The following is a 20,126-nucleotide window of genomic DNA, read 5'->3' as shown; positions in this document are numbered from 1 at the left end:
CAGTGTCGCGCACGAGAGCCCATTACCTCTTGCAGTCGTCGCGCCTATTCTTCGTTGTACCGGTAACCGATCCCATACAGGGTTTCGATCGCCGAAAACTCGGGGTCGGCCGCGCGCATCTTCTTGCGTAGGCGTTTAATGTGGCTGTCGATCGTTCGGTCGTCCACATAAACTTGATCGTCATAGGCCACATCCATCAGTTGATCGCGGCTTTTGACAAAGCCAGGACGCTGGGCAAGCGCCTGCAGCAGAAGGAACTCGGTCACGGTCAGGGACACATCATTCCCTCTCCAGCTGACCGCATGGCGCAGCGGGTCCATTCGCAAGTCGCCGCGCTCCATGACTTTTGTATCATTACTGTTGGCTGCAACCGCATCACCGGTTGTCGCCTCTTGCCGACGCAGCAATGCCCGGATGCGTTCCACCAGCAACCGTTGCGAAAAGGGCTTTTTCACATAGTCATCCGCGCCCATGCGCAGGCCCAGAACTTCGTCGATTTCATCATCTTTCGACGTCAGGAAGATCACTGGCATCTGCGTTTTCTGACGCAGCCGCTGCAGCAGATCCATGCCATCCATGCGCGGCATCTTGATATCGAGCACGGCCATGTCCGGCAGCTTTTTGTTGAACGCATCCAACGCGGCCTGGCCATCATTATAAGTTTCAACCTCGAAACCTTCGGCTTCGAGCGTCATGGATACGGACGTCAGAATGTTTCTGTCGTCATCCACCAGTGCAATCTTTGACATCGGGCTCACCCCTATTCCTGCTCACTCACGCAATAATTCGCTTATTTGTAAGGCATTGTTGGCGGTTTTAAGACGCCGAATCAATCCGTAACCTCGAATCGTGCCTTTGTTGCGGCAGGTCTGCGGCATATTTGCCTTGATGCCCGCAAAAATCTGCCTGCATTTCGAACATTGAAATTGTGATGGCGCTAAACCCGGACTTGGTTGCGCTAACTGCGTCAACCCGCCTGTTCATGCCCCAAACGACCGTGATAAGAGGCGCCCAGCCGCCGGTTTTCCGGCTCACTGCCCCAATGGCGCTTCCGGGTCATACCTTGTGCGCCGCCACAGGAGAAGACACACATGACATCTGGACGGGTTAACCCGCAATTTCGCCTCGAAGATCAGGGCATCGAGGGTCTGGGCAATGTCTATTATAACTTCATGGAACCGGCGCTGATCGAAGAAGCGCTGAAGCGCGGCGAAGGTACACTTGGCAATGGTGGCGCATTTCTGGTCACGACCGGCAAATTCACCGGTCGCTCGCCCAAGGACAAGCACGTCGTCAAAACCGACAGTGTCGTCGATACCATCTGGTGGGAAAACAACGCCGAGATGAGCCCCGAAGGCTTTGACGCGCTGTACGAAGACATGCTGACCCATATGAAAGGTCGCGACTATTTCGTGCAGGACCTTGTCGGTGGCGCAGACCCAGCATACGCAATCAATGTGCGAATGGTCACAGAGCTGGCCTGGCACAACCTGTTCATCCGCCACTTGCTGCGCAGACCAGATCGTGAGGATCTGGACGAGTTCACCGCAGACTTCACCGTCATCAACTGCCCCAGCTTTCAGGCCGACCCGGCAAAACACGGCTGCCGCAGTGAAACGGTGATTGCCCTGAACTTCGATCGCAAGCTGATCCTGATCGGTGGCACAGAATATGCTGGTGAAAACAAGAAGTCCGTTTTCACTTTGCTGAACTACATGCTGCCCGAAAAAGGCGTGATGCCGATGCACTGCTCGGCCAACCACGCCGTTGGCAACCCGGTCGACACCGCCGTGTTCTTCGGCCTGTCTGGCACCGGCAAGACCACCCTGTCCGCCGACCCGTCACGCGTGTTGATCGGTGATGACGAACATGGCTGGTCGGATCGCGGTACCTTCAACTTCGAAGGTGGGTGCTATGCCAAGACGATTAACCTGAACGCCGAGGCCGAGCCCGAAATCTATGCAACCACCAGCAAGTTCGGCACCGTGATCGAAAACATGGTCTTCGATCCCGAAACAAAAGAGCTGGATTTCGACGACGATTCGCTGACCGCGAACATGCGTTGCGCCTACCCGCTGGAGTACATTTCCAATGCCTCCAGCAGCGCCTTGGGGGGGCATCCCAAGAACATCATCATGCTGACCTGCGATGCATTTGGTGTTCTACCGCCGATCGCGCGGCTGACCCCGGCGCAGGCGATGTATCACTTCCTATCAGGCTTTACCTCGAAGGTTGCTGGGACCGAACGCGGCGTCACCGAACCGCAACCTACCTTCTCGACCTGCTTTGGCGCACCGTTCATGCCGCGTAGGCCGGAAGAATACGGCAACCTGCTGCGTGACAAGATCGCCCAGCACGGCGCGACCTGCTGGCTGGTGAATACCGGCTGGACAGGTGGTGCTTATGGCGTGGGCAGCCGGATGCCGATCCGGGCCACTCGTGCCCTGCTGACCGCCGCACTGGAAGGTTCGCTGCGTGATGCCGAGTTCCGCAAGGATGCAAATTTCGGCTTTGACGTACCAGTCTCTGTACCGGGTGTTGCCGAGGTTCTGCTGGACCCACGCCGGACCTGGGACGATCAGGCCGCGTTCGACAAGCAGGCCGAGAAACTGGTTAAGATGTTTGCTGAGAATTTTGAGCAATACCTGCCGTTCATTGACGACGACATCAAAGCTGTCGCAATTGGCTGACAAGGCGTTGGAAAAGAAAACAGGGGGCCTGTGGGCCCCTTTTTCGATGCCGACGACATTTAGTATTATCAACTAGTGGTTGTATGTAACGAAAAGCACATACAAGTTCGTTGTGTCAAATTGCGATCTAAGGTACCTGTACGTATCGAAGAAACGAAAAAGCCCGGCACATCAGCGCCGGGCGTTGACTGAAAGAACTTTGGGGCTGCTCATATGCGCACACTCACAGCGCTGGATTGAGCAACCTAATCAGGTACCTAGTGTAGGTAAATGGGGATGAGTGTCAACATGGGACCTGCTGATCAGCATTATGGTCAGCGTGGCGCGTATCGTCGCAGAAGGGCGGCAATTGGCACAGGAAATTGTAGGTAAGAACATGACGGAAATCTCGAAGCTCACCGAACTTCGCAAACTGATGCAAAGCATGGAGAGGACGCTGGGTCTGGAAAAACTATCTCCGGTTGAGCGCGATATTTATTACGCCGCCGAAGAGCTTTCCAAATCCGACCAGGAAGTGCGCACGTTTGGTTTGATCGAGCATACTCTGGTCCAAAGCGTGTCACGCCCGACCTTTTTTCGCGCTCTGAAATCGCTGGTGAAAAAAGGGTATCTTTCGCAGAGCGGCAGCGCAAACCGGGGACGGTACATCGTTCATGCACCCAGATGACGCCAGTCAGACACGCGAGGTGCGATGATCGCGCTGCGTGCGTGGGCGATTGAAACGGCAGCGGCCTCGTTGGCCTATGTGGCGGCGTCCGCCCTGACTTTCACCGTTCTGATGCCTCTTCAGAACTTGTATTTTCCGGAATATCCAAGCCGGGCGAGCCTGTTGTTTCTTCCGCATGGTGTGCGGGTTCTCTGTGCATGGCTTTTAGGATGGCGTGCAATCTTTGCCCTATTGCCAGGCGTGTTCATCGTCTTCGCTTATCTGGGGGGCTCGGATGTATTCCTGCCCAGCCGTCTGCTGGCCATTGCCATTGCAGTCACCACGGTTCCGGCAGTGTTCTATTTGTTCAAGGCTGTGGGATGGGACCTGTTCCCGCGCCCTGATCGGAAACCCTGCTGGATTTGCGTCATGGGTGTGGGCGTCATTACATCCGTTCTCGTTTCGGCACTGACCAATTTGGTCTTTGGCAGCGCAACGGTCGAATACATTGCCTTTCTCATCGGAGATATCTCTGGCCTATTCTTTCTGATGCTGGGGCTTTATTTCGCGTTCCGCTTTGTCGACAAGCGCCCGGGTTAAGGCATCAGCCCATCAACCCGCGTCGCAGCAGGTTCAAACCAACCACCAACAACACAAACAGGGTCGCCTTGCGAAAACTGGCCTGATCGATTCGGTCCTGCAGCTTGGTACCGACCCACATCCCCGCCAAAGCGGGAAGGATCAGTATGGCGGAAAACGGTAGTGTTTCTGCCCGCAAGATGCCGGACCCCAGATGAGCGGCAAGCAACAGCACCGCCCCAAGCCCATAAATAACACCTTGAATACGGATCTGTTCCTTTTTGGGCGTGTTCAAGGCCATCAGATAAGCAACTGTTGGCGGCCCCCAAACACCTGACATACCGCCAGCAAAACCTGCCACACCCCCAACAGCAGCCTCAATTCTGACCGATGGTTGGTTCAGAACAAGCCGGACCCCCAGCACCTGGAACAAACAGAATACCGATACCATGCCACCGATCAGAAGCAGCGAGACGGAACCAGGCATCATTGTGACAAGTTGCGCGCTCAGGACCAACATGAGGCCACCGACGATCAGGAACACCCGAAAGCTCAGGATCGAGGAATAGGCGGCCGCTGCGCCACCGCGCAGGGCTTGAAGTCCATTTGTCACAAGTGTTGGCAGAATAAGCCCCGCCAGGGTCAGCTCCGGGGTAAGAAAGGAATTCAGCCCTGACACCATAACCATGGGCATGGCGAAACCAACGATGCCCTTGATCCATCCGGCGGCAAACGCAACGGCCATGGCAAACATCAGGTCTTGCGGAGAAAGAATGGAAAACAAGGTCATTCCCTCTAGATACCATCTGGAATTTCTTCTGCATTGCAAAAATGATCGAGTAATATTTGAACTTTTCTGCTGCGTAATAAGTATTTTTGTTGCGCTGCACGTGCAGCATGATATGACCAGACGACCGAGGAAAGGACGCGATTCATGGCCCACGACGGACAGGATATGACCGAGATGACAACTGCTGCAGTTTTGCCCGATCTTCTGGATTTGACCCGGACCGCCGTGCCAGCGGTAGACGCGGTGTTCGAAAAAGCCCGCAAGTCGGTGCGTGGCATGGTCACTGCGGATGGCCGCGTTTCCGGCGCATTGATCGAGGCGAACCAGACTGCCGCGCATGGTCTGGCTTGGCTGGCCACCTACGCTCAGTCACTGCAACAGATGCAACGCTGGGCCGAAGCTCTGCATGCCGATGGTAAGTTCGGCGAGGTCGAACAGCTGTTGCACCAGATCGCTTTTGGCGAATATCTGCATCAGGTCGCCGGCGGCATTCCGATGAACCAGGGCGAAGTTGTACGCCTTCAGGATATGGGCCTTGGCTGGGACGCGCTGTCGGGCTTTCAATCGACTGAAGTGCAGACCTTGATGGCGCAGGCCAACTCTCAGGCTGCGCGCAGCCGTTTGGTCGAATTGATGCAGGATCAGGCTGGCGCCACCATGTTCGGCACCTCGGGGTTGGACGAAGAACTTGAGATGATCCGCGACCAATTCCGCCGCTATGCACAGGAAAAGGTCGAACCATACGCCCATGAATGGCACCTGAAAGATGAACTTATCCCACTGGAGATCATCGAAGAACTGGCCGAAATGGGCGTTTTTGGCCTGACCATCCCCGAAGAATTTGGCGGGTTCGGCCTGTCCAAAGCCTCGATGTGCGTGGTGTCAGAAGAGCTGTCGCGCGGCTATATCGGTGTTGGCTCGCTGGGTACGCGGTCCGAAATTGCGGCCGAGTTGATCATTGCCGGTGGCACGGACGAGCAGAAAGCCAATTGGCTGCCAAAACTGGCCAGCGCCGAAATCCTGCCCACTGCCGTGTTCACCGAGCCCAACACCGGGTCGGACCTTGGCAGCCTGCGCACGCGCGCTGTGAAGGATGAAAACGGCGATTATCAGATCACCGGCAACAAGACATGGATCACACACGCTGCGCGGACCCACGTCATGACCCTGCTGGCGCGGACGAACCCGGACAGCACCGACCACCGCGGCCTGTCGATGTTCCTGGCCGAAAAGACCCCGGGCACCGACGAGAACCCTTTCCCAACCCCCGGCATGACTGGCGGTGAGATTGAAGTTCTGGGCTATCGCGGCATGAAGGAATACGAACTGGGCTTTGATGGCTTCCAGGTCAAAGGTGAAAACCTGCTGGGTGGTGAAGAAGGCAAGGGGTTCAAGCAGTTGATGGAAACCTTTGAATCCGCCCGCATCCAGACCGCCGCCCGCGCCATTGGCGTGGCGCAAAGCGCGCTGGATATTGCCATGCAATACGCGATCGACCGCAAACAGTTCGGCAAATCGCTGATCAACTTCCCGCGCGTCTCGGGTAAGCTGGCGATGATGGCGGTTGAGATCATGATTGCACGTCAGCTGACCTATTTCAGCGCGTGGGAGAAAGACCACGGCCAGCGCTGTGACCTGGAAGCCGGTATGGCCAAGTTGCTGGGCGCCCGAGTGGCCTGGGCCGCCGCCGATAACGGGCTGCAGATTCACGGCGGCAACGGTTTTGCGCTGGAATACAAAATCAGCCGCGTTCTGTGTGACGCGCGCATCTTAAATATTTTCGAAGGGGCTGCTGAGATTCAGGCGCAGGTCATCGCACGCCGGCTGCTTGGGTAACTTTTGTCAGCACCCCGTTTCCCCAACTGGCCCGGCCATTGCGCCGGGTCTTTTTCTTGGCTTGGTGGCTTTGCACACACAACCGCCGCCAGAATTTCAGCGCGTAGAAAACGGGATACATCCGGCGCTCGTCCGCTTTAAGGCGCTCGGCTGTGCAAACTTCCCCTTTGCATCTGTTTTGAACCCCGGTAGAGCACCCAGCGAAACAGGCCCCGGCCGAGGAATGGTGAGCATAAAATGACCCGACAAATTTTTGCGCTTTGGGCGACCCTTGCTGCACTTGTACTTGGCGGTTGCGCCGTCAGTCAGCCGACCACCACCCAAAGCGATATCGAAGCGCTGGCACAAGCCATCCAGTCGCTCGGGCCCCAGGTTGATCCCGTCGAAGCGCAACAGGCTGCCACGATCTCCTACACCTATTCCCAACAGTTGGCGCAGGAATGGAACATCACTGATCCAGCCATCATTCACAACGCCAAGATCGCCAACGGCTTTCGCGAGTTTGGCCTGTGCAATGATTGGGCGCAGGCCATGACCGCGCGTCTGCGGCAGGAAAACTTCCGTACGCTCGATCTGCATTGGGTCACGTCGCCGCCGACGCAGTTCCGTATCATCCATCATTCAGCGTTGATCAGCGCGAAGGGGGATTCGATGTATGACGGCATCATCCTGGACCCGTGGCGGAACAGTGGGGCGCTGTACTGGGCGCCCGTGCGCGAGGATACGAAATACAACTGGAGGCCACGACTTGAGGTGCGGCAGGAATTGCTGAGCGGCGCGATCCCCTATTGAGGTTTTCGCGACACCCCGAATGGATTAAGACCCTGAAATGATCCGCCTGATCCTGACCCTGCCCCTGCTGGCTCTGTTGCAATGTGAACAGGACGAAACCGTCTCCGCCTATGGCGCGGCTGGGCAGACTTGGGTGTTGCAGGAAATTGATGGGCGGCCCTATGAGGCCAGCGCACTGTTGCGCTTTCCAGAAGAGGGTAAGATTGCAGGCAATGCCCCCTGCAACAGCTATGGCGGCACTCTGAACGCGCCCTACCCCTGGTTTGAGATAAAAGACCTGAACGCCACGCGGGCTGCGTGTGCAGGGCTTGAGGCCGAAGGGTTTTATTTCGCCGCCCTCTTGGTCATGACCCAGTCCGAAGTATCCGGCGACGTGCTGATCCTGCGCAATGAGAACGGGAATGAGATGGTGTTCACAGCCGCCGAGTGACCTGATCCACGAACCGCGCCCGCGCCTCGGGCAGCGGATTATGCCCCAGCGACGGGGCGACTCGGTGTTCAAGGAAATATCCGGTCGTGCGCAGGGCGTCCGCGATCTCGGTGTCCGGCGCGGTGCCTTCCCCGCGCAAGCAGGGCGGCAAAGGCAACAGCTTGTCCGCCCATTCGCCGGCCCCGTTCGTACTGACGGCGCGGCCCGTTTTGGGTGAAACGTAAACCAACCCTTCTGTCACACCGGTCACGGCGCAAACGGTCAGGTCAAGACCAAAGCCCAGCTCATCCAGCAACGCGATTTCCCAACGCAGATAAGCCAGCGGCCAGATCTCATCCTGCCCCAGCAGGTCCATCAACTGTTCGGTTCTCTTGTAAAGGGCCGGATGCGGTTCGCGTTCGGGCAGGCAAAAGGACAACAACGCCACAACGGCATTGAGCCCGGACAAGGCCAATCGCCCTGAAAATGCCGCCGCCGCGCGGGACCGCAAGGGCTCGACTTGAAAGGTGCCGAGATGCTCTTCCAATCGCGCCCGCCACAGCACATCCAATTGCGCACCAGGTTGTAGAATGGGCGCGACCTTGCGGCTGGTCCCGCCGCGCACCACTCCAGCGTGACGTCCGTGAACCTCGGTAAAGACTTCGATTATCGCCGCCGTTTCACCATGGCGCCGAGAAGTCAGGAGTATGCCGTGATCGCGCCAGTCCAAAACTCAGCCCTGTTGCTGCTTGGGTTGAACCGCAGCAAATCCCATGCAGTGTTCGGGCGCAAGAGTAGAACCTTTACTGCCCCTATCGCTCAGGGCTTTTTTCAGAAACAGCCATAGTTTTGTGACTTCCTGCCAGCCACCTTGTGCGCATGCGCGCGCCGCCCCAACTGCGCTTCAAACGAAGGGGCCGCTCTATGATCGATGACGAACCGCAACCAGTTGCTTATTACGAAGAACGTAACATCTGGACTCATGATCCAACGGAAGCTGACATACATGTTTATGAGACATTTGCCTCGTCCGTTGTCGATCTGGTGCAGGTGCTGGACGACAATAAACTTATGCTATCAAGGGATGTTTACGCTCGGTTGTTCTCAGCATTGCTTCAGATTTCCAGAGTGTTGGGTGAGTACGAAGACGGGTGGAACGGAGAGCACAACGCGTGACCCATGGCCGTGAGACTGGTGCGGGATCGCACTTATCGCCTTTTTGTTTTTAAGGCCCTGCAGGATATCGCATTCTCACCGCCCCACAATTGGTTCAATTACGTCTCCAGAGAACTGCCTAACAAGCCTTAAGGCCGCTGCACTAACTATGAAACAGGAAGACAGTTGGTCCAAGGTCTTATCGAAACCCCGCCAATTGCCGAGCTTGGCTGGGCCGAGTTTCGTCATCGCAGCAAACTCAAAAAAACGCATTGCTCGATTCCAGTTTTGACACTAATGTTCTCTTTATGTTCTTTGAGGGAGAATCCTGAAATGTCTCTTAACTACGTGATGATTGGTTCAAATGATGTCGCCAAAGCCCGCACTTATTACGATGCGGTGGTGCCAAAAATAGGTGGAAAAATCGTCGCCGAGTATATGCCGCACGCGGTATGCTATGAGCTGCGTGGTGGCGGATGCATGTGGGTCGCAACTCCATTCGATAAAGAACTTGCAACGATCGGAAATGGCAACATGGTCGGTCTGCTATGCCAAAGCGAAGATGAAGTACGAGATGCACACGCGACCGCACTGGCCAATGGTGGCTCAAACGAAGGCGACCCGAATGATCGCCCCCAATATGGTCCGAACTTCTTTGGCGCCTATGCTCGCGACCCAGATGGGAACAAGATGAGCTTTGTCTATTTTGGCGACGCGGGTTGATGGCGTCGTATATGATTTGCGGGCTTGGAGGTGGGAACGAATCTGGAGCCTCCCTGGCCTCGGAACGTCACTCCGGCATGGATCAGAATACCGCTGACCATCAGCAGGTTCAGCACCATCGAGATGCCATTGCCCAAATAGATCTGCGACTTGTATAGTACCGGCTCGTAGACAAACCATAGCACGGGCAGCCCAGCACAGAGTGACTGGGACAGCAACGATTGACCTATGGCGTGTTCAAAATGGGTAAACTAGAGCGTGACCAGCTGCGAAAGCGTGGCAGAGAGGCCGAGTTGCGGTTTTTCCAGTTTCTCAGAACGTGTTTCAGCCACGAAAACACCCCATCACCGTACTTGGTCTCGAAGGCAGATCAGCCCCAACTTGCCAAAAACAAAATCCCAAAAAGTCGCTTTGATGCCGGTGTCAAAGGCCCATCAAAGGTCATTCCAACCCCTCTTCACCCAGCATATGCCGTCCTTGCCGGTCCTCAACCTCAAGCACCCAGAGATCAGGGTCAAAGCTGCGTTGTTTGGTGATCGCGGTGTCCACATCTGCCTCGGGGCCGCTGGAAAGTTCAATCCATTTGCGTTCACCGCTCATCAGGTCAAAGCTGCGTTGGAAAGCGACGGCCTGCCCGTCCAGCGTATTGAGCTTGACCAGAACGGCCCCTGCAGTGTTGTCACCATGGGCCACAACAAAGGCCGGGATCTCCTGAAACCGAAGCCGCGCCAGATAGGCGTGAACCCAGAATTCAGCCGTCAGGCGCGTCATGCGTTGCCGTCTTTGAAATCCAGACCCATTTCCGAATAGCGCTCGGATTCTTCCAGCCAGTTAGGCCGGACTTTCACTTGCAGGAACAGGTGGATCTTACGGTCCAGGAACTCTTCCAACTCGGCCCGCGCAGCCTGACTGACAGCCTTGATGGTCTCACCCTTTTTGCCCAGTACGATGCCTTTGTGGCCGTCGCGCATAACATAGATGACCTGATCGATTTTGGCAGAGCCATCTTTGCGCTCTTCCCAGTTTTCAGTCTCGACGGTCAGCTGATACGGTAATTCCTGATGCAGGCGCAGTGTCAGTTTCTCGCGCGTCATTTCAGCCGCGATCATGCGCAAAGGCAGGTCAGCAATCTGATCTTCAGGATACAGCCACGGACCTTCGGGCAATTCCGCGGCGAGCCACTTGCGCAGATCATCAACACCATGACCCTTCTCAGCCGAGATCATAAAGGTTTCAGCAAAGGGATAGCGCGCGTTCAACTCGCTGGTCAGCGCCAGCAGCTTTTCGGACGGCACCTTGTCGATCTTGTTAATCGCCAGAGCGATTGTGCGGCCCTGTCCGATCTCTTCCAGACCTTCGAGGATGCGTTCAACCCCTTCAGTGATGCCACGATGCGCCTCGACCATAAGCACAACAACATCCGCATCTGCTGCCCCGCCCCAGGCGGCGGCGACCATGGCGCGGTCCAGACGGCGGCGGGGTTTGAACAGGCCCGGCGTGTCCACGAACACCAGCTGCGCGTCGCCCTCCATCGCCACACCTCGGATGCGAGTGCGTGTGGTCTGCACCTTATGCGTCACGATCGAGACCTTGGCCCCGACCATGCGGTTCACAAGGGTGGATTTGCCTGCGTTTGGCTCTCCGATCAGGGCGATAAATCCGGCGCGTGTGGTCATGTGTCCTGCGATCCTGTTTGCAAGTGCGCACCCCTATAACAGAAAGGTCCGGCGGGCCAGAGGGATTTGTCGCATTGCAGCCATGCACGCAGGGTGGCAGGACGGACGCAGACGCCCAGCCATTCCCAGCCCGGCATCAGATCCGTTCAGTGAGGTTTTCATGAAACGTCGCGAGTTTCTTCTTGGAAGCAGTGCCGCCGCCGGCGTCGTAGGGTTGGGAGGGTTGTCTCTGGCCGCAGGCAACGATGCGCAGGAACTGGTGCTGCAATCCGCCAACTATCGGTTGCGCGATCAGCTGACCACGGGGATGGTCAGCCTATCCCCTGATGCGCCGCCACCGGTTCTGTACGGGCGACAAGCCGAGGCAATGCGTCTGACGGTGCGCAATACCCTGCCCGATTACACCGCAATGCACTGGCATGGGCTGCGCATTGCCAACAAGATGGACGGGGTGCCTTATCTGACCCAGATGCCCATCGGTGAGGGTGAGAGCTTTGCCTATGAATTTACACCTCCGGATGCGGGGACACACTGGTATCACCCCCATTGTATGACGATGGATCAGATGGCCCATGGGCTGACCGGTGTGATGGTGATTGCCGAGCCGGAAGACCCCGGTTTCGACAGCGAGCAGGTGATCAATCTGCGCGATTTCAGGCTGGACGAGGAGGGCGCATTTCTACCCGCATATACCGCGCGTAGAGCTGCGCGAGCGGGCACATTTGGCAATGTTCAAACCGCGAACTGGCGGACAGAGGCGGTATATGATCACGCGGCAGGCACCCTTGTGCGATTGCGCGTCGTCAATACGGACACAACCCGCATCTACAGGCTGCATCTTGAAGGAGCCGTGGCCCGGATCATTGCGTGGGACGGGCATCCAGTTGAGGTTGATCTCGCCTTACCCACCGCCGACGAACCGCTTTTGCTTGGCCCAGGTCAGCGGGTGGATTTTGCTGTGCGAATGCCAGAGGATGAAGGGCAATCGGCGGCGTTGATGGCCAAATTCCCAGGACAAAAGCATCGCGCAATGGCGCGTTTGCGGGCGACCGGTCAATCCGCGTCACGCGATCTGAAGGAATTGCGCCCTTTGCGTACCAACCCTGTTCTGCGCCCTAATCTGGACCAAGCCGAGATGCATGAATTCGTGTTCGGCTGGACACCCGAAGGTGGTGCGCCCAATGACGGGTTCTGCGGGTCGCTGGGCTACAGTTTCTGGTCCATTAACCGCACGCCGTGGCCCGGGGATGCAGCACAGGGAACCGGACCGCTGGCCGTGCTGGAACAGGGTAAGAGTTATGTTCTGCGACTGCGTAATGAGTCTCCGAATCTGCACCCGATCCACCTGCACGGGCTTGCTTTTGTCCCGCTAAAGTCAAACCTGCGCAAGCTGCCACCGTTGGTGTCCGATACGGTGCTTTTGTTAAAAGACGAGATCATTGATATCGCGCTGGTTGCCGACAATCCCGGCGACTGGGCGTTTCATTGCCATGTGATCGAGCATCAGAAAACCGGGCTGGCTGGGTTCATCCGGGTGGTCTGACCTTAGCCCAACGCTGACATGTCCAACGCCAGAACGTGGTTCGGATAAGCTTGGTCGCTGATCCGAAAATCCGTGACGCCGACCTGTCTTAACCCCTTAGACAGATAGAAATCGATGGCAGCAGTGTTCTCGGAATTGGTCGTCAGCCAAATCTCAGTCCGGCCTTTATCCCGACAATAGTCAATCGCCACTTCCAACAGAGCGGAACCGATGCCCTTTCCATGATGGCGCGGCTGAACGTAAAACGTCACGATCTCAAGATCGGACAGTCCGTCAACGGGTGCAATGCTACCTTCTGACAACCGAATATAACCATCAATACCGTCCCGGTTTTCCGAGACCACCAAAAGGTCCGCCTCGTCGTCGATAAGCGCTTCAAACCGTGCTGTTGTGAATTCGCTCAGTGCAAATTCAGCGAAGAACGAACTCACACCATGCCGCAGATAGGTACCGATCCAGACTTCGATGGATAAAGCGGCCAAACTGGCGGCATCTGCCTTCTGGGCTGGTCTGAGCTTCATGTCCTTAGGATGAACTGGCCGGGCTCAACTGCTCTAGCAGCGCCTTTGCAGCTGCCTGTTCGGCCTGACGTTTGGATCCGGCGGTGGCCTGCGCCTCGGCGCCGTCCTGAAGGCGTGCAGCGATGGTGAAGATCGGCGCGTGGTCGGGGCCACTGCGTTTGACCTCAATATAAAAGGGCGGCTTTTGTCCACGGGCCTGTGCCCATTCCTGCAGCGCGGTTTTGGCGTCGCGTGCGTCGGCCTCGACCGTGTGGACACGGTCCCCCCAAAGGGCGAGGATAACATCGCGGGCGGCCTCGAACCCGGCATCGCGGTAAATGGCGGCGATCACGGCCTCCATCGCGTCGCCCAGCAGGGCCTGTTTGCGGCGACCGCCAGACAGCATCTCGGACCGACCCAGTTTCAATACCGCGCCCAGATCGATCTGGCGGGCCACGTCAGCGCAGGCCTCTTTGCGGACCAGCGCGTTGAACCGAGGGGCCAGTTGGCCTTCGGATGCCTTTTTGTCGGCCTCAAGCAGCGCGGTGGCCATGACAAGGCCCAGTACGCGGTCGCCGAGAAATTCGAGCCGCTGATTGTCGGGTCGGGTAGTCGACGAGACCGAGCCATGGGTCAGCGCGCGCACCAGCAGTTCGGGGTTGGCGAACTCATACCCCAAACGCTGCTGGAACGCCTTTATTTCAGCCGAAAGCTTCAATTGACCGCCTTGAAGAACCGATCTCCGCGCCAGGTCCAGAAGAACAGCATCGACCGGCCCGCGGACGAGAACATAATCCGGTCGGCTCGACCGATCAGGTTTTCATACGGCACATAACCCACGCCACCGGCGGATTGCGGCAGGCGGCTGTCACTGGAATTGTCGCGGTTGTCACCCATGAAGAAATAGTGGCCTTCGGGCACGGTATAGATGCCTGTATTGTCCGATCTCTGATTGCCAATGTTCAACACGTCATACGAGACACCGTTGGGCAGGGTTTCGATCAGGCGCGACTTTTCGCAGGTACCGCCAATGCCGACAGGTCCGTTTTCGCAGCGCGGGCGCAGGCGCTGTGGCCCTTGCGGCTCGGCGATTTCTGTGAACACACCGTCAGGCTGCTGGGTAATCGGAGTACCGTTGAGGATAATCTGACCGTCGCGAACCTGTATACGATCGCCCGGCAGACCGATCAGGCGTTTGATATAGTCGCGCCCGGTGACCGGATGGCGAAAGACGATGACATCGCCACGTTCGGGATCACCGCCCCAGATACGGGTATTGTCTTCGCCCTGCATCCAGCCACAGATATCTTCGGCATCCACATTCAGACCAACGCTGGGAATAATCAGGCTGGGACAGGATGCGTAGGAATAGCCATAAGCCATCTTGTTGACGAAGAGGAAATCACCGATCAGCAGCGTCTGCTTCATCGAGCCTGAGGGGATCCAGAACGGTTGAAAGAAGAGGGTGCGGAACACGCCGGCAATCAACAGGGCGTAGACGATGGTTTTGATCGTCTCCCAGACGGGATTTCCGGTCTTGGCTTCCTCGGCCATACTGCTCTCTCCAGTTCTTTGCTTGGCTTCGCTGCTACATGCGGGGGGGATGGAGGCAAGTCAAGGCTGCGTGGCGTGATCTTGAAGCGGACGCGCCTCGATCACTACAAAGGCCTGCGCCCAGGGGTGATCATCGGTCAGGGTGACGTGAATGATCGCCTCGTGCCCTTCGGGGGTCATTTCCTTCAGGCGTTCGGCGGCCCAACCGGTGACATGCATCACAGGTTGGCCGGTGCGCAGATTGGTGACGGCCATGTCCTTCCACGAAATGCCCATGCGCAAACCGGTGCCCAGCGCCTTGGAACACGCCTCTTTCGCGGCCCAGCGTTTGGCATAGGTGCCCGCGGTATCGGCACGACGGTCTGCCTTGCGCTGCTCTGTCTCGGTGAAGACACGGTTGCGGAACCGGTCGCCGAAACGGTCGAGGGTGCCCTGAATGCGGTCGATATTTGCGAGGTCTGTGCCGATGCCGAGGATCATTTCAGGTAGCCTGAGCTTGAATGTTCTTTGCTCCACGAAAGACACGCGACGCAAGTCTGACGACCCACCAGTTGAGAATGAATACGGCCGAAAGTGCCATCACTGCTAAGCTGATGAAAAAGACAGCATATTCTCCGGTGAAAAAGAAGACGTATGCTTCCACCATTTCTGGCCTCCCAAGTAACAACAGAAAACCGAAAGTTACCAGTAAATCAACAACGAAGACTCTGGCCGTTGCTGCAAATGCAAAGCGCCGCGCTTCGCTGCGGTTGATCGCTCTTAGATTTTGGAGTTTGAATCTGCGGCCAACAATGAAGGCAGCCAAGACCACTGGCAGCAACGTGACCAGAAACCCGTGAAAAGTAATGTCAATTCCCGTACGCAAGCGGAACAAAACTGCAATCACTGGCACCAGAATTCGGAAAACAAAAAACCAAAACGTGTACCTTGAAAGGCTGATCGTTGTCATTTGTAAATCATTTCCCGAATATCGAGGTGCTTTATACCTCCACGCTGCATAGCCGCCAGTTCCTTCACGACAACCGCACCGTCAATATCTTGTAACTCGCCACACCGAAGAACCCCGCAAAGGCGAAATCGAACCAGCGGCGGGCGCGGCGGTAGGTGCGGACCATGCGCTCGGATGAAAACAGGAAGGCGTAACCGATGAAGATCAGTAGCGATCCCGCATAGAGCATGGCGAAATAGCCCAGCAGCATCGACAGGCTGGCATCATTGGGTGCGACGATGGCATAGATCGAGCCCCAGCTGAGGATTGCTTTGGGGTTGGTCAGGTGAATTGCCGCGCCTTTGGCGAAGATCGTCGGCAGAGAACCAGTGACCGGTTTGCCCAATGCGACCTCGTCCGAGGTCATCGCGCGGCGCAGAGCCTTGAGGGCCAGCCAGCCCAGATAGGCCACACCGACATAGCGGATCACTTCGAACACCCAGACATTGGCCAGCATGATCGCCGACAGGCCAAGTGCTGCGGCAATGCCCCAAGCGGCGGACCCGGCACAGATGCCCAGCGCGAAGACCAGACCGGCGCGGCGGCCTTCGTTCATGGCGGTTCCGGCAATGCCCATCGTGGCAGGCCCCGGAGAGCCGCCAGCCATCAGCCAGGCCAGCCAGATGGCGATAAAGCCGGGCGTGATCACGCGCGGGCCTCGTCCATCAGGCGGCGCATTTCCTGAATGGCGGGGGTGAGACCCAGAAAGATTGACTCACCGATCAGGAAGTGGCCGATATTCAGTTCTTTCACCTCAGGGAAAGCCGCAATCGGCTTAACCGTGTCATAGGTCAGGCCGTGGCCTGCATGGACCTCAAGCCCCAGCGAATGGGCAAACGCAGACATCTGACGCAGCGATTCAAGCTCTTGCGCGGCATCGTCCATGCGCCCCTCTGCGTGGGCGTCGCAATAGGCACCGGTGTGCAATTCGATCACTTCGGCACCAATGCGATGCGCCGCCTCGATCTGACGCTGATCAGCGGCGATGAAGATCGATACACGGCAGCCGACATCCCGAAGTGGCGCGATGAAATGCGCCAGCTTGTTTTCCTCACGCGCGACCTCAAGTCCGCCTTCGGTGGTGCGTTCCTCGCGCTTTTCGGGGACAATACAGACAGCGTGCGGTTTATGGCGCAGGGCGATTTTCTGCATCTCGTCCGTAGCTGCCATCTCAAAGTTCAGCGGCACCGACAGAACCTCCATCAGCCCGTCGATATCGGTGTCCGATATATGGCGGCGGTCTTCGCGCAAGTGGGCGGTGATGCCGTCGGCGCCTGCCTCTTCCGCCAGTTTGGCGGCGCGAAGCGGATCGGGATAAGTCCCACCCCGCGCATTGCGTACGGTGGCGACGTGATCGATGTTCACACCCAGACGCAAGTGGTTCTCAGACATCACTCGATTCCTTTTGTAGACTTTTCGGCCGAGCCTAGTGGCTTTGACGGGGGAACGGCAGCCGTTTCTTCGGCCAAACGTTTGATTTGATCAAACTTCGCCTTGATCCTGGCGCGACGGCGCTGTTGGTAGGTGCGGATCAGCGGCAGGCTGAGATAATAGCAGAGCACACCTGCCACGATGCCGGGAATGATACCGCCGATCATATAGGGGTAGAAGACGTCATCGTAGAACTGTGCTAACCCGTGCCAGTCGGCCACGCGATCCGTAAACAACGCCAGAAAATTGTTCTTGAGGTCACCGATAGCGTTAGCAAATTTGCCCATCAGGCCCTGCGTGTCACCTTCTTCGTATTCAGTGCCCAACAGGAAATGCCCGGTCTGAAGACAGATCACCCCAATCGGCACATAAGTCAAAGGGTTGCCGAAAAACGTGCCGCTAAGTGCGGCCAGAAGATTGCCCTTGAACAGCCTGGCGCCGATTGCAGCGACCAGAAAATGCAGCCCGTAAAACGGTGTGAACGCGGCAAAAACGCCTGCCCCGATGCCGCGCGCGATCCTGTCTGGAGTGTCAGGCAGCCGCCGGACCCGGTGTTTCACGTAATGAAAGGCGCGGGTCCACCCGCCACGCGGATAGACGAAATCCGATGCGACCTGAACAGGAGAGCGTCGGTCTCGGCGCTTGAATACCACGCGTGTTCACCCCTTCTCAGCCAGCTGTAACCGCGGATTTGGCCTGATCCCGATACCTTTCGACCGCCGCGACGTCGCTTTCCGCCTCGAGCATCAGCATAAGCGAATGCAACTGTTCAAGGTCGCGCAGTTCGACATTGATCAGCAGACGGTAGAAATCCGGTTTGCGGTCAACAAATTCCAAGTTCGAGATATTGGCCTTTTTCTCGCCGATCAATGTGCAAATACGCCCCAGAACACCGGCGTCATTGCCAATAGTCAGATCCAGCGTCGCGCTATAGACGGCTGGGTGGGTGCCCGAATGCCAGTGCAAATCGACCCAGCGCTCGGGTTCGCCTTCAAACTCGCTCAGCCGGTCGCAATCGATGGCGTGCACCACCACGCCCTTGCCACGGTAGGTGATGCCAACGATCCGCTCTCCCGGCAGAGGCTGGCAACACGGCGCGCGATCGAATTTCTGCCCCGGTTCAAGGCCGATGACGGCACGACGCAGCGGAATGGCATCGCCGTCGTCTTTGGCCAGTTCGGGATAGACGGCCTGAACCACCTCATGCGCCGTAAGTTCAGCGCTGCCCAGACGGGCCAGCAATTCGTGCCGATCTTTCAGACGCAGGTGTTTGGCTGCGGTGTCTAGCGTCTTTTCAGTGGCCTTGCGCCCAACGTGCTCAAAGCCTGAACGCGCCAGTTCCTTGCCCAGTTTAATGAACCGCTCCCGGTCGACCTCGCGCAGGGCGCGACGGATGGCGGTGCGGGCCTTGCCAGTGACGGCAATCTCAAGCCATGTGACCTGCGGCGTCTGACCGTCTGCAGTGATGATGTCAACCGACTGGCCGTTCTTCAGCCGCGTCCAAAGCGGCACACGGATGCCGTCCACCTTGGCCCCAACACAGGCATGGCCGATCCGTGTATGAATTGCATAGGCAAAATCAATCGGCGTCGCCCCGCGCGGCAGTTTCACCACATCGCCCTTGGGCGTGAAGCAGAACACCTGGTCGGAATACATCTCCAATTTGACGGCCTCGAGGAAGTCTTCGTGATCTTCCTCATTGTCGAACTGCTCGGTCAGGTTGGAAATCCACTTGGCCGGGTCAACGGCAAACGGGTTCTCGGTACGTACCCCGTCGCGATAAGACCAGTGCGCTGCAACGCCGGTTTCAGCCACGTCGTGCATCTGGCGGGTGCGGATCTGAACCTCGACCCTTTTACCGTCACGCCCCGACACCGTGGTATGAATCGAACGGTAGCCGTTCGACTTCGGCTGACTGATGTAATCCTTGAACCGCCCCGGTACCGCGCGCCAGCGCTGATGGATCGCACCAAGTGTGCGATAGCAGTCCTCTTCGGTCTGGGTGATGATGCGAAAGCCGTAAATATCGGACAGGCGCGAGAAGCCCTGATCCTTTTCCTGCATCTTTCGCCAGATCGAATAGGGTTTCTTGGCGCGGCCAAAGACCTCGGCATCGATCCCCGCCTTCTCCAGCTCGTGCCGCATATCGCCGGTGATCCGATGGATCACGTCACCGGTTTCGCGTTGCAGCGTGATGAAACGCCGGATGATCGATTGGCGGCCTTCGGGGTTCAGGACACGGAAAGCGAGGTCTTCCAACTCTTCGCGCATCCATTGCATACCCATCCGGCCCGCAAGTGGCGCATAGATGTCCATCGTCTCGCGCGCTTTAACCACCTGCTTTTCTGGGCGCATTGCCTTGATCGTGCGCATGTTATGCAGACGGTCTGCCAACTTGACCAAAATGACTCGCAGGTCCTTGGACATGGCCATGAACAGCTTGCGGAAATTTTCAGCCTGCTTGGTCTCACGGCTGGACAGTTGCAGGTTGGTCAGCTTGGTAACACCGTCAACCAGCTTGGCGACTTCATCCCCAAACAGCTCGGCCACCTTGCCATAATTGGCTTTGGTGTCTTCGATCGTGTCGTGAAGCAGCGCCGTAATGATGGTCGCATCATCCAGACGCTGTTCTGTCAGGATGGCGGCAACGGCAACGGGATGGGTAAAATAGGGCTCGCCGGAATGTCGGACCTGCCCCTCATGCATCTGCTGACCGAATTCATAGGCCAGTGTGATACGTTCAGCATTCGTCTTGGGATTGTAGTTGCGGACCAGCGCAATCAGGTCGTCAGCAGAAATCATCCGGTCCGCACC

At 57.3% G+C, this 20,126-nt stretch carries 23 protein-coding genes; 9 read left to right on the top strand and 14 right to left on the bottom strand.

Annotation, left to right across the window (positions count from 1 at the left end; translation table 11 throughout):
• Positions 1–44: 44 nt before the first annotated feature.
• The gene (locus tag AC2FJZ_RS18040) at positions 45–749 is read right to left on the bottom strand and encodes a response regulator transcription factor (RefSeq protein ID WP_050605206.1); all 705 of its coding nucleotides are present in this window, start codon (positions 747–749) and stop codon (positions 45–47) included.
• A 342-nt stretch (positions 750–1,091) separates the two neighbouring features.
• On the opposite strand from AC2FJZ_RS18040, the gene AC2FJZ_RS18035 reads away from it, so the two are divergent.
• The 3 genes from AC2FJZ_RS18035 (at position 1,092) to AC2FJZ_RS18025 (ending at position 3,936) form a co-directional block, all read left to right on the top strand.
• Positions 1,092–2,690 carry a phosphoenolpyruvate carboxykinase gene (locus AC2FJZ_RS18035; RefSeq protein WP_050605207.1) on the top strand — a complete coding sequence of 533 codons (1,599 nt, stop codon included), beginning with the start codon at positions 1,092–1,094 and terminating at the stop codon, positions 2,688–2,690.
• A 280-nt stretch (positions 2,691–2,970) separates the two neighbouring features.
• A complete protein-coding gene (locus AC2FJZ_RS18030; RefSeq protein WP_253276899.1) occupies positions 2,971–3,357 on the top strand; it encodes a hypothetical protein in 387 nt (128 codons plus the stop codon).
• 24 nt (positions 3,358–3,381) lie between these two features.
• Entirely contained in the window at positions 3,382–3,936 is a 555-nt protein-coding gene (locus tag AC2FJZ_RS18025) for a hypothetical protein (RefSeq protein WP_496671121.1), read from the top strand.
• Between the two features lie 4 nt (positions 3,937–3,940).
• On the opposite strand, the gene AC2FJZ_RS18020 is transcribed toward AC2FJZ_RS18025, so the two are convergent.
• Positions 3,941–4,705: a sulfite exporter TauE/SafE family protein gene (locus tag AC2FJZ_RS18020; RefSeq protein ID WP_496671118.1), complete on the bottom strand. Its 765-nt coding sequence runs from the start codon at positions 4,703–4,705 to the stop codon at positions 3,941–3,943.
• A 144-nt stretch (positions 4,706–4,849) separates the two neighbouring features.
• Between AC2FJZ_RS18020 and AC2FJZ_RS18015 the strand changes: the two genes are divergently transcribed.
• The 3 genes from AC2FJZ_RS18015 to AC2FJZ_RS18005 all read left to right on the top strand — a co-directional run bounded on the left by AC2FJZ_RS18015 (position 4,850) and on the right by AC2FJZ_RS18005 (position 7,763).
• The gene (locus tag AC2FJZ_RS18015; protein ID WP_496779369.1) at positions 4,850–6,541 is read left to right on the top strand and encodes an acyl-CoA dehydrogenase family protein; all 1,692 of its coding nucleotides are present in this window, start codon (positions 4,850–4,852) and stop codon (positions 6,539–6,541) included.
• Between the two features lie 237 nt (positions 6,542–6,778).
• Positions 6,779–7,333 carry a hypothetical protein gene (locus AC2FJZ_RS18010; RefSeq protein WP_496671112.1) on the top strand — a complete coding sequence of 185 codons (555 nt, stop codon included), beginning with the start codon at positions 6,779–6,781 and terminating at the stop codon, positions 7,331–7,333.
• Positions 7,334–7,370: 37 nt separating this feature from the next.
• A complete protein-coding gene (locus tag AC2FJZ_RS18005) occupies positions 7,371–7,763 on the top strand; it encodes an META domain-containing protein (protein ID WP_496671109.1) in 393 nt (130 codons plus the stop codon).
• Here the strand turns inward: AC2FJZ_RS18005 and recO are convergent.
• Positions 7,747–8,472, bottom strand: a complete 726-nt coding sequence (gene recO, locus AC2FJZ_RS18000) for a DNA repair protein RecO (protein WP_496671106.1) — start codon at positions 8,470–8,472, stop codon at positions 7,747–7,749. The two genes, AC2FJZ_RS18005 and recO, sit on opposite strands and share 17 nt — an antisense overlap.
• Before the next feature lie 194 nt (positions 8,473–8,666).
• Between recO and AC2FJZ_RS17995 the strand changes: the two genes are divergently transcribed.
• Together AC2FJZ_RS17995 and AC2FJZ_RS17990 are read left to right on the top strand one after the other, a co-directional pair.
• Positions 8,667–8,918: a hypothetical protein gene (locus tag AC2FJZ_RS17995; protein ID WP_050605213.1), complete on the top strand. Its 252-nt coding sequence runs from the start codon at positions 8,667–8,669 to the stop codon at positions 8,916–8,918.
• A 165-nt stretch (positions 8,919–9,083) separates the two neighbouring features.
• Positions 9,084–9,620, top strand: a complete 537-nt coding sequence (locus AC2FJZ_RS17990) for a VOC family protein (RefSeq protein WP_496779367.1) — start codon at positions 9,084–9,086, stop codon at positions 9,618–9,620.
• A gap of 441 nt (positions 9,621–10,061) precedes the next feature.
• Here the strand turns inward: AC2FJZ_RS17990 and AC2FJZ_RS17985 are convergent, their stop codons facing one another.
• Together AC2FJZ_RS17985 and era are read right to left on the bottom strand one after the other, a co-directional pair.
• On the bottom strand, positions 10,062–10,391 hold the full coding sequence (locus tag AC2FJZ_RS17985) for a DUF1491 family protein (protein ID WP_496779365.1): 330 nt from the start codon (positions 10,389–10,391) through the stop codon (positions 10,062–10,064).
• Positions 10,388–11,296, bottom strand: coding sequence for a GTPase Era (gene era, locus AC2FJZ_RS17980; RefSeq protein ID WP_496779363.1), 909 nt, complete (start codon positions 11,294–11,296; stop codon positions 10,388–10,390). Before era ends, AC2FJZ_RS17985 begins: the two co-directional genes overlap by 4 nt.
• Positions 11,297–11,456: 160 nt before the next feature.
• On the opposite strand from era, the gene AC2FJZ_RS17975 reads away from it, so the two are divergent.
• Entirely contained in the window at positions 11,457–12,839 is a 1,383-nt protein-coding gene (locus AC2FJZ_RS17975; RefSeq protein ID WP_496779361.1) for a multicopper oxidase family protein, read from the top strand.
• A 2-nt stretch (positions 12,840–12,841) separates the two neighbouring features.
• On the opposite strand, the gene AC2FJZ_RS17970 is transcribed toward AC2FJZ_RS17975, so the two are convergent.
• The 9 genes from AC2FJZ_RS17970 to AC2FJZ_RS17930 form a co-directional block, all read right to left on the bottom strand.
• Positions 12,842–13,360, bottom strand: a complete 519-nt coding sequence (locus AC2FJZ_RS17970; protein WP_496779359.1) for a GNAT family N-acetyltransferase — start codon at positions 13,358–13,360, stop codon at positions 12,842–12,844.
• Between the two features lie 4 nt (positions 13,361–13,364).
• Positions 13,365–14,057: a ribonuclease III gene (gene rnc / locus AC2FJZ_RS17965; RefSeq protein WP_496779357.1), complete on the bottom strand. Its 693-nt coding sequence runs from the start codon at positions 14,055–14,057 to the stop codon at positions 13,365–13,367.
• Complete coding sequence (gene lepB, locus AC2FJZ_RS17960) at positions 14,054–14,893, bottom strand: signal peptidase I (protein ID WP_496779355.1); 840 nt, start codon at positions 14,891–14,893, stop codon at positions 14,054–14,056. Before lepB ends, rnc begins: the two co-directional genes overlap by 4 nt.
• A gap of 60 nt (positions 14,894–14,953) precedes the next feature.
• Positions 14,954–15,373, bottom strand: a complete 420-nt coding sequence (gene acpS, locus AC2FJZ_RS17955; protein WP_050605221.1) for a holo-ACP synthase — start codon at positions 15,371–15,373, stop codon at positions 14,954–14,956.
• Between the two features lies 1 nt (position 15,374).
• Entirely contained in the window at positions 15,375–15,842 is a 468-nt protein-coding gene (locus AC2FJZ_RS17950; RefSeq protein ID WP_496779353.1) for an ABZJ_00895 family protein, read from the bottom strand.
• Positions 15,843–15,906: 64 nt separating this feature from the next.
• Complete coding sequence (locus tag AC2FJZ_RS17945; protein ID WP_496779352.1) at positions 15,907–16,530, bottom strand: LysE family translocator; 624 nt, start codon at positions 16,528–16,530, stop codon at positions 15,907–15,909.
• A complete protein-coding gene (locus AC2FJZ_RS17940) occupies positions 16,527–17,273 on the bottom strand; it encodes a pyridoxine 5'-phosphate synthase (RefSeq protein ID WP_496779350.1) in 747 nt (248 codons plus the stop codon). The genes AC2FJZ_RS17945 and AC2FJZ_RS17940 overlap by 4 nt, the downstream gene beginning before the upstream one ends.
• Positions 17,273–17,965: a DUF2062 domain-containing protein gene (locus tag AC2FJZ_RS17935; RefSeq protein WP_496671078.1), complete on the bottom strand. Its 693-nt coding sequence runs from the start codon at positions 17,963–17,965 to the stop codon at positions 17,273–17,275. The genes AC2FJZ_RS17940 and AC2FJZ_RS17935 overlap by 1 nt, the downstream gene beginning before the upstream one ends.
• A 16-nt stretch (positions 17,966–17,981) precedes the next feature.
• Positions 17,982–20,114, bottom strand: a complete 2,133-nt coding sequence (locus tag AC2FJZ_RS17930; protein ID WP_496779348.1) for a RelA/SpoT family protein — start codon at positions 20,112–20,114, stop codon at positions 17,982–17,984.
• Positions 20,115–20,126 lie beyond the last annotated feature (12 nt).

Source organism: Ruegeria sp. CDSA079 (genome assembly GCF_059612245.1).
The sequence above is the reverse complement of the archived record's forward strand: the minus strand, read 5'-3'. Positions and strand labels throughout refer to the sequence as shown.

Bases quoted from the DNA above. Each gene is read 5' to 3' on its own strand.
- AC2FJZ_RS17930 (WP_496779348.1), bottom strand. From the start codon at position 20,114: ATGATTTCTGCTGACGACCTGATTGCGCTGGTCCGCAACTACAATCCC.
- AC2FJZ_RS17970 (WP_496779359.1), bottom strand. From the start codon at position 13,360: ATGAAGCTCAGACCAGCCCAGAAGGCAGATGCCGCCAGTTTGGCCGCT.
- AC2FJZ_RS18040 (WP_050605206.1), bottom strand. From the start codon at position 749: ATGTCAAAGATTGCACTGGTGGATGACGACAGAAACATTCTGACGTCC.
- AC2FJZ_RS17995 (WP_050605213.1), top strand. From the start codon at position 8,667: ATGATCGATGACGAACCGCAACCAGTTGCTTATTACGAAGAACGTAAC.
- AC2FJZ_RS17975 (WP_496779361.1), top strand. From the start codon at position 11,457: ATGAAACGTCGCGAGTTTCTTCTTGGAAGCAGTGCCGCCGCCGGCGTC.
- AC2FJZ_RS17940 (WP_496779350.1), bottom strand. From the start codon at position 17,273: ATGTCTGAGAACCACTTGCGTCTGGGTGTGAACATCGATCACGTCGCC.
- AC2FJZ_RS18005 (WP_496671109.1), top strand. From the start codon at position 7,371: ATGATCCGCCTGATCCTGACCCTGCCCCTGCTGGCTCTGTTGCAATGT.
- AC2FJZ_RS18025 (WP_496671121.1), top strand. From the start codon at position 3,382: ATGATCGCGCTGCGTGCGTGGGCGATTGAAACGGCAGCGGCCTCGTTG.
- AC2FJZ_RS18020 (WP_496671118.1), bottom strand. From the start codon at position 4,705: ATGACCTTGTTTTCCATTCTTTCTCCGCAAGACCTGATGTTTGCCATG.
- lepB (WP_496779355.1), bottom strand. From the start codon at position 14,893: ATGGCCGAGGAAGCCAAGACCGGAAATCCCGTCTGGGAGACGATCAAA.
- AC2FJZ_RS18010 (WP_496671112.1), top strand. From the start codon at position 6,779: ATGACCCGACAAATTTTTGCGCTTTGGGCGACCCTTGCTGCACTTGTA.
- AC2FJZ_RS18015 (WP_496779369.1), top strand. From the start codon at position 4,850: ATGGCCCACGACGGACAGGATATGACCGAGATGACAACTGCTGCAGTT.
- AC2FJZ_RS17950 (WP_496779353.1), bottom strand. From the start codon at position 15,842: ATGACAACGATCAGCCTTTCAAGGTACACGTTTTGGTTTTTTGTTTTC.
- AC2FJZ_RS18035 (WP_050605207.1), top strand. From the start codon at position 1,092: ATGACATCTGGACGGGTTAACCCGCAATTTCGCCTCGAAGATCAGGGC.
- acpS (WP_050605221.1), bottom strand. From the start codon at position 15,373: ATGATCCTCGGCATCGGCACAGACCTCGCAAATATCGACCGCATTCAG.
- era (WP_496779363.1), bottom strand. From the start codon at position 11,296: ATGACCACACGCGCCGGATTTATCGCCCTGATCGGAGAGCCAAACGCA.
- AC2FJZ_RS17985 (WP_496779365.1), bottom strand. From the start codon at position 10,391: ATGACGCGCCTGACGGCTGAATTCTGGGTTCACGCCTATCTGGCGCGG.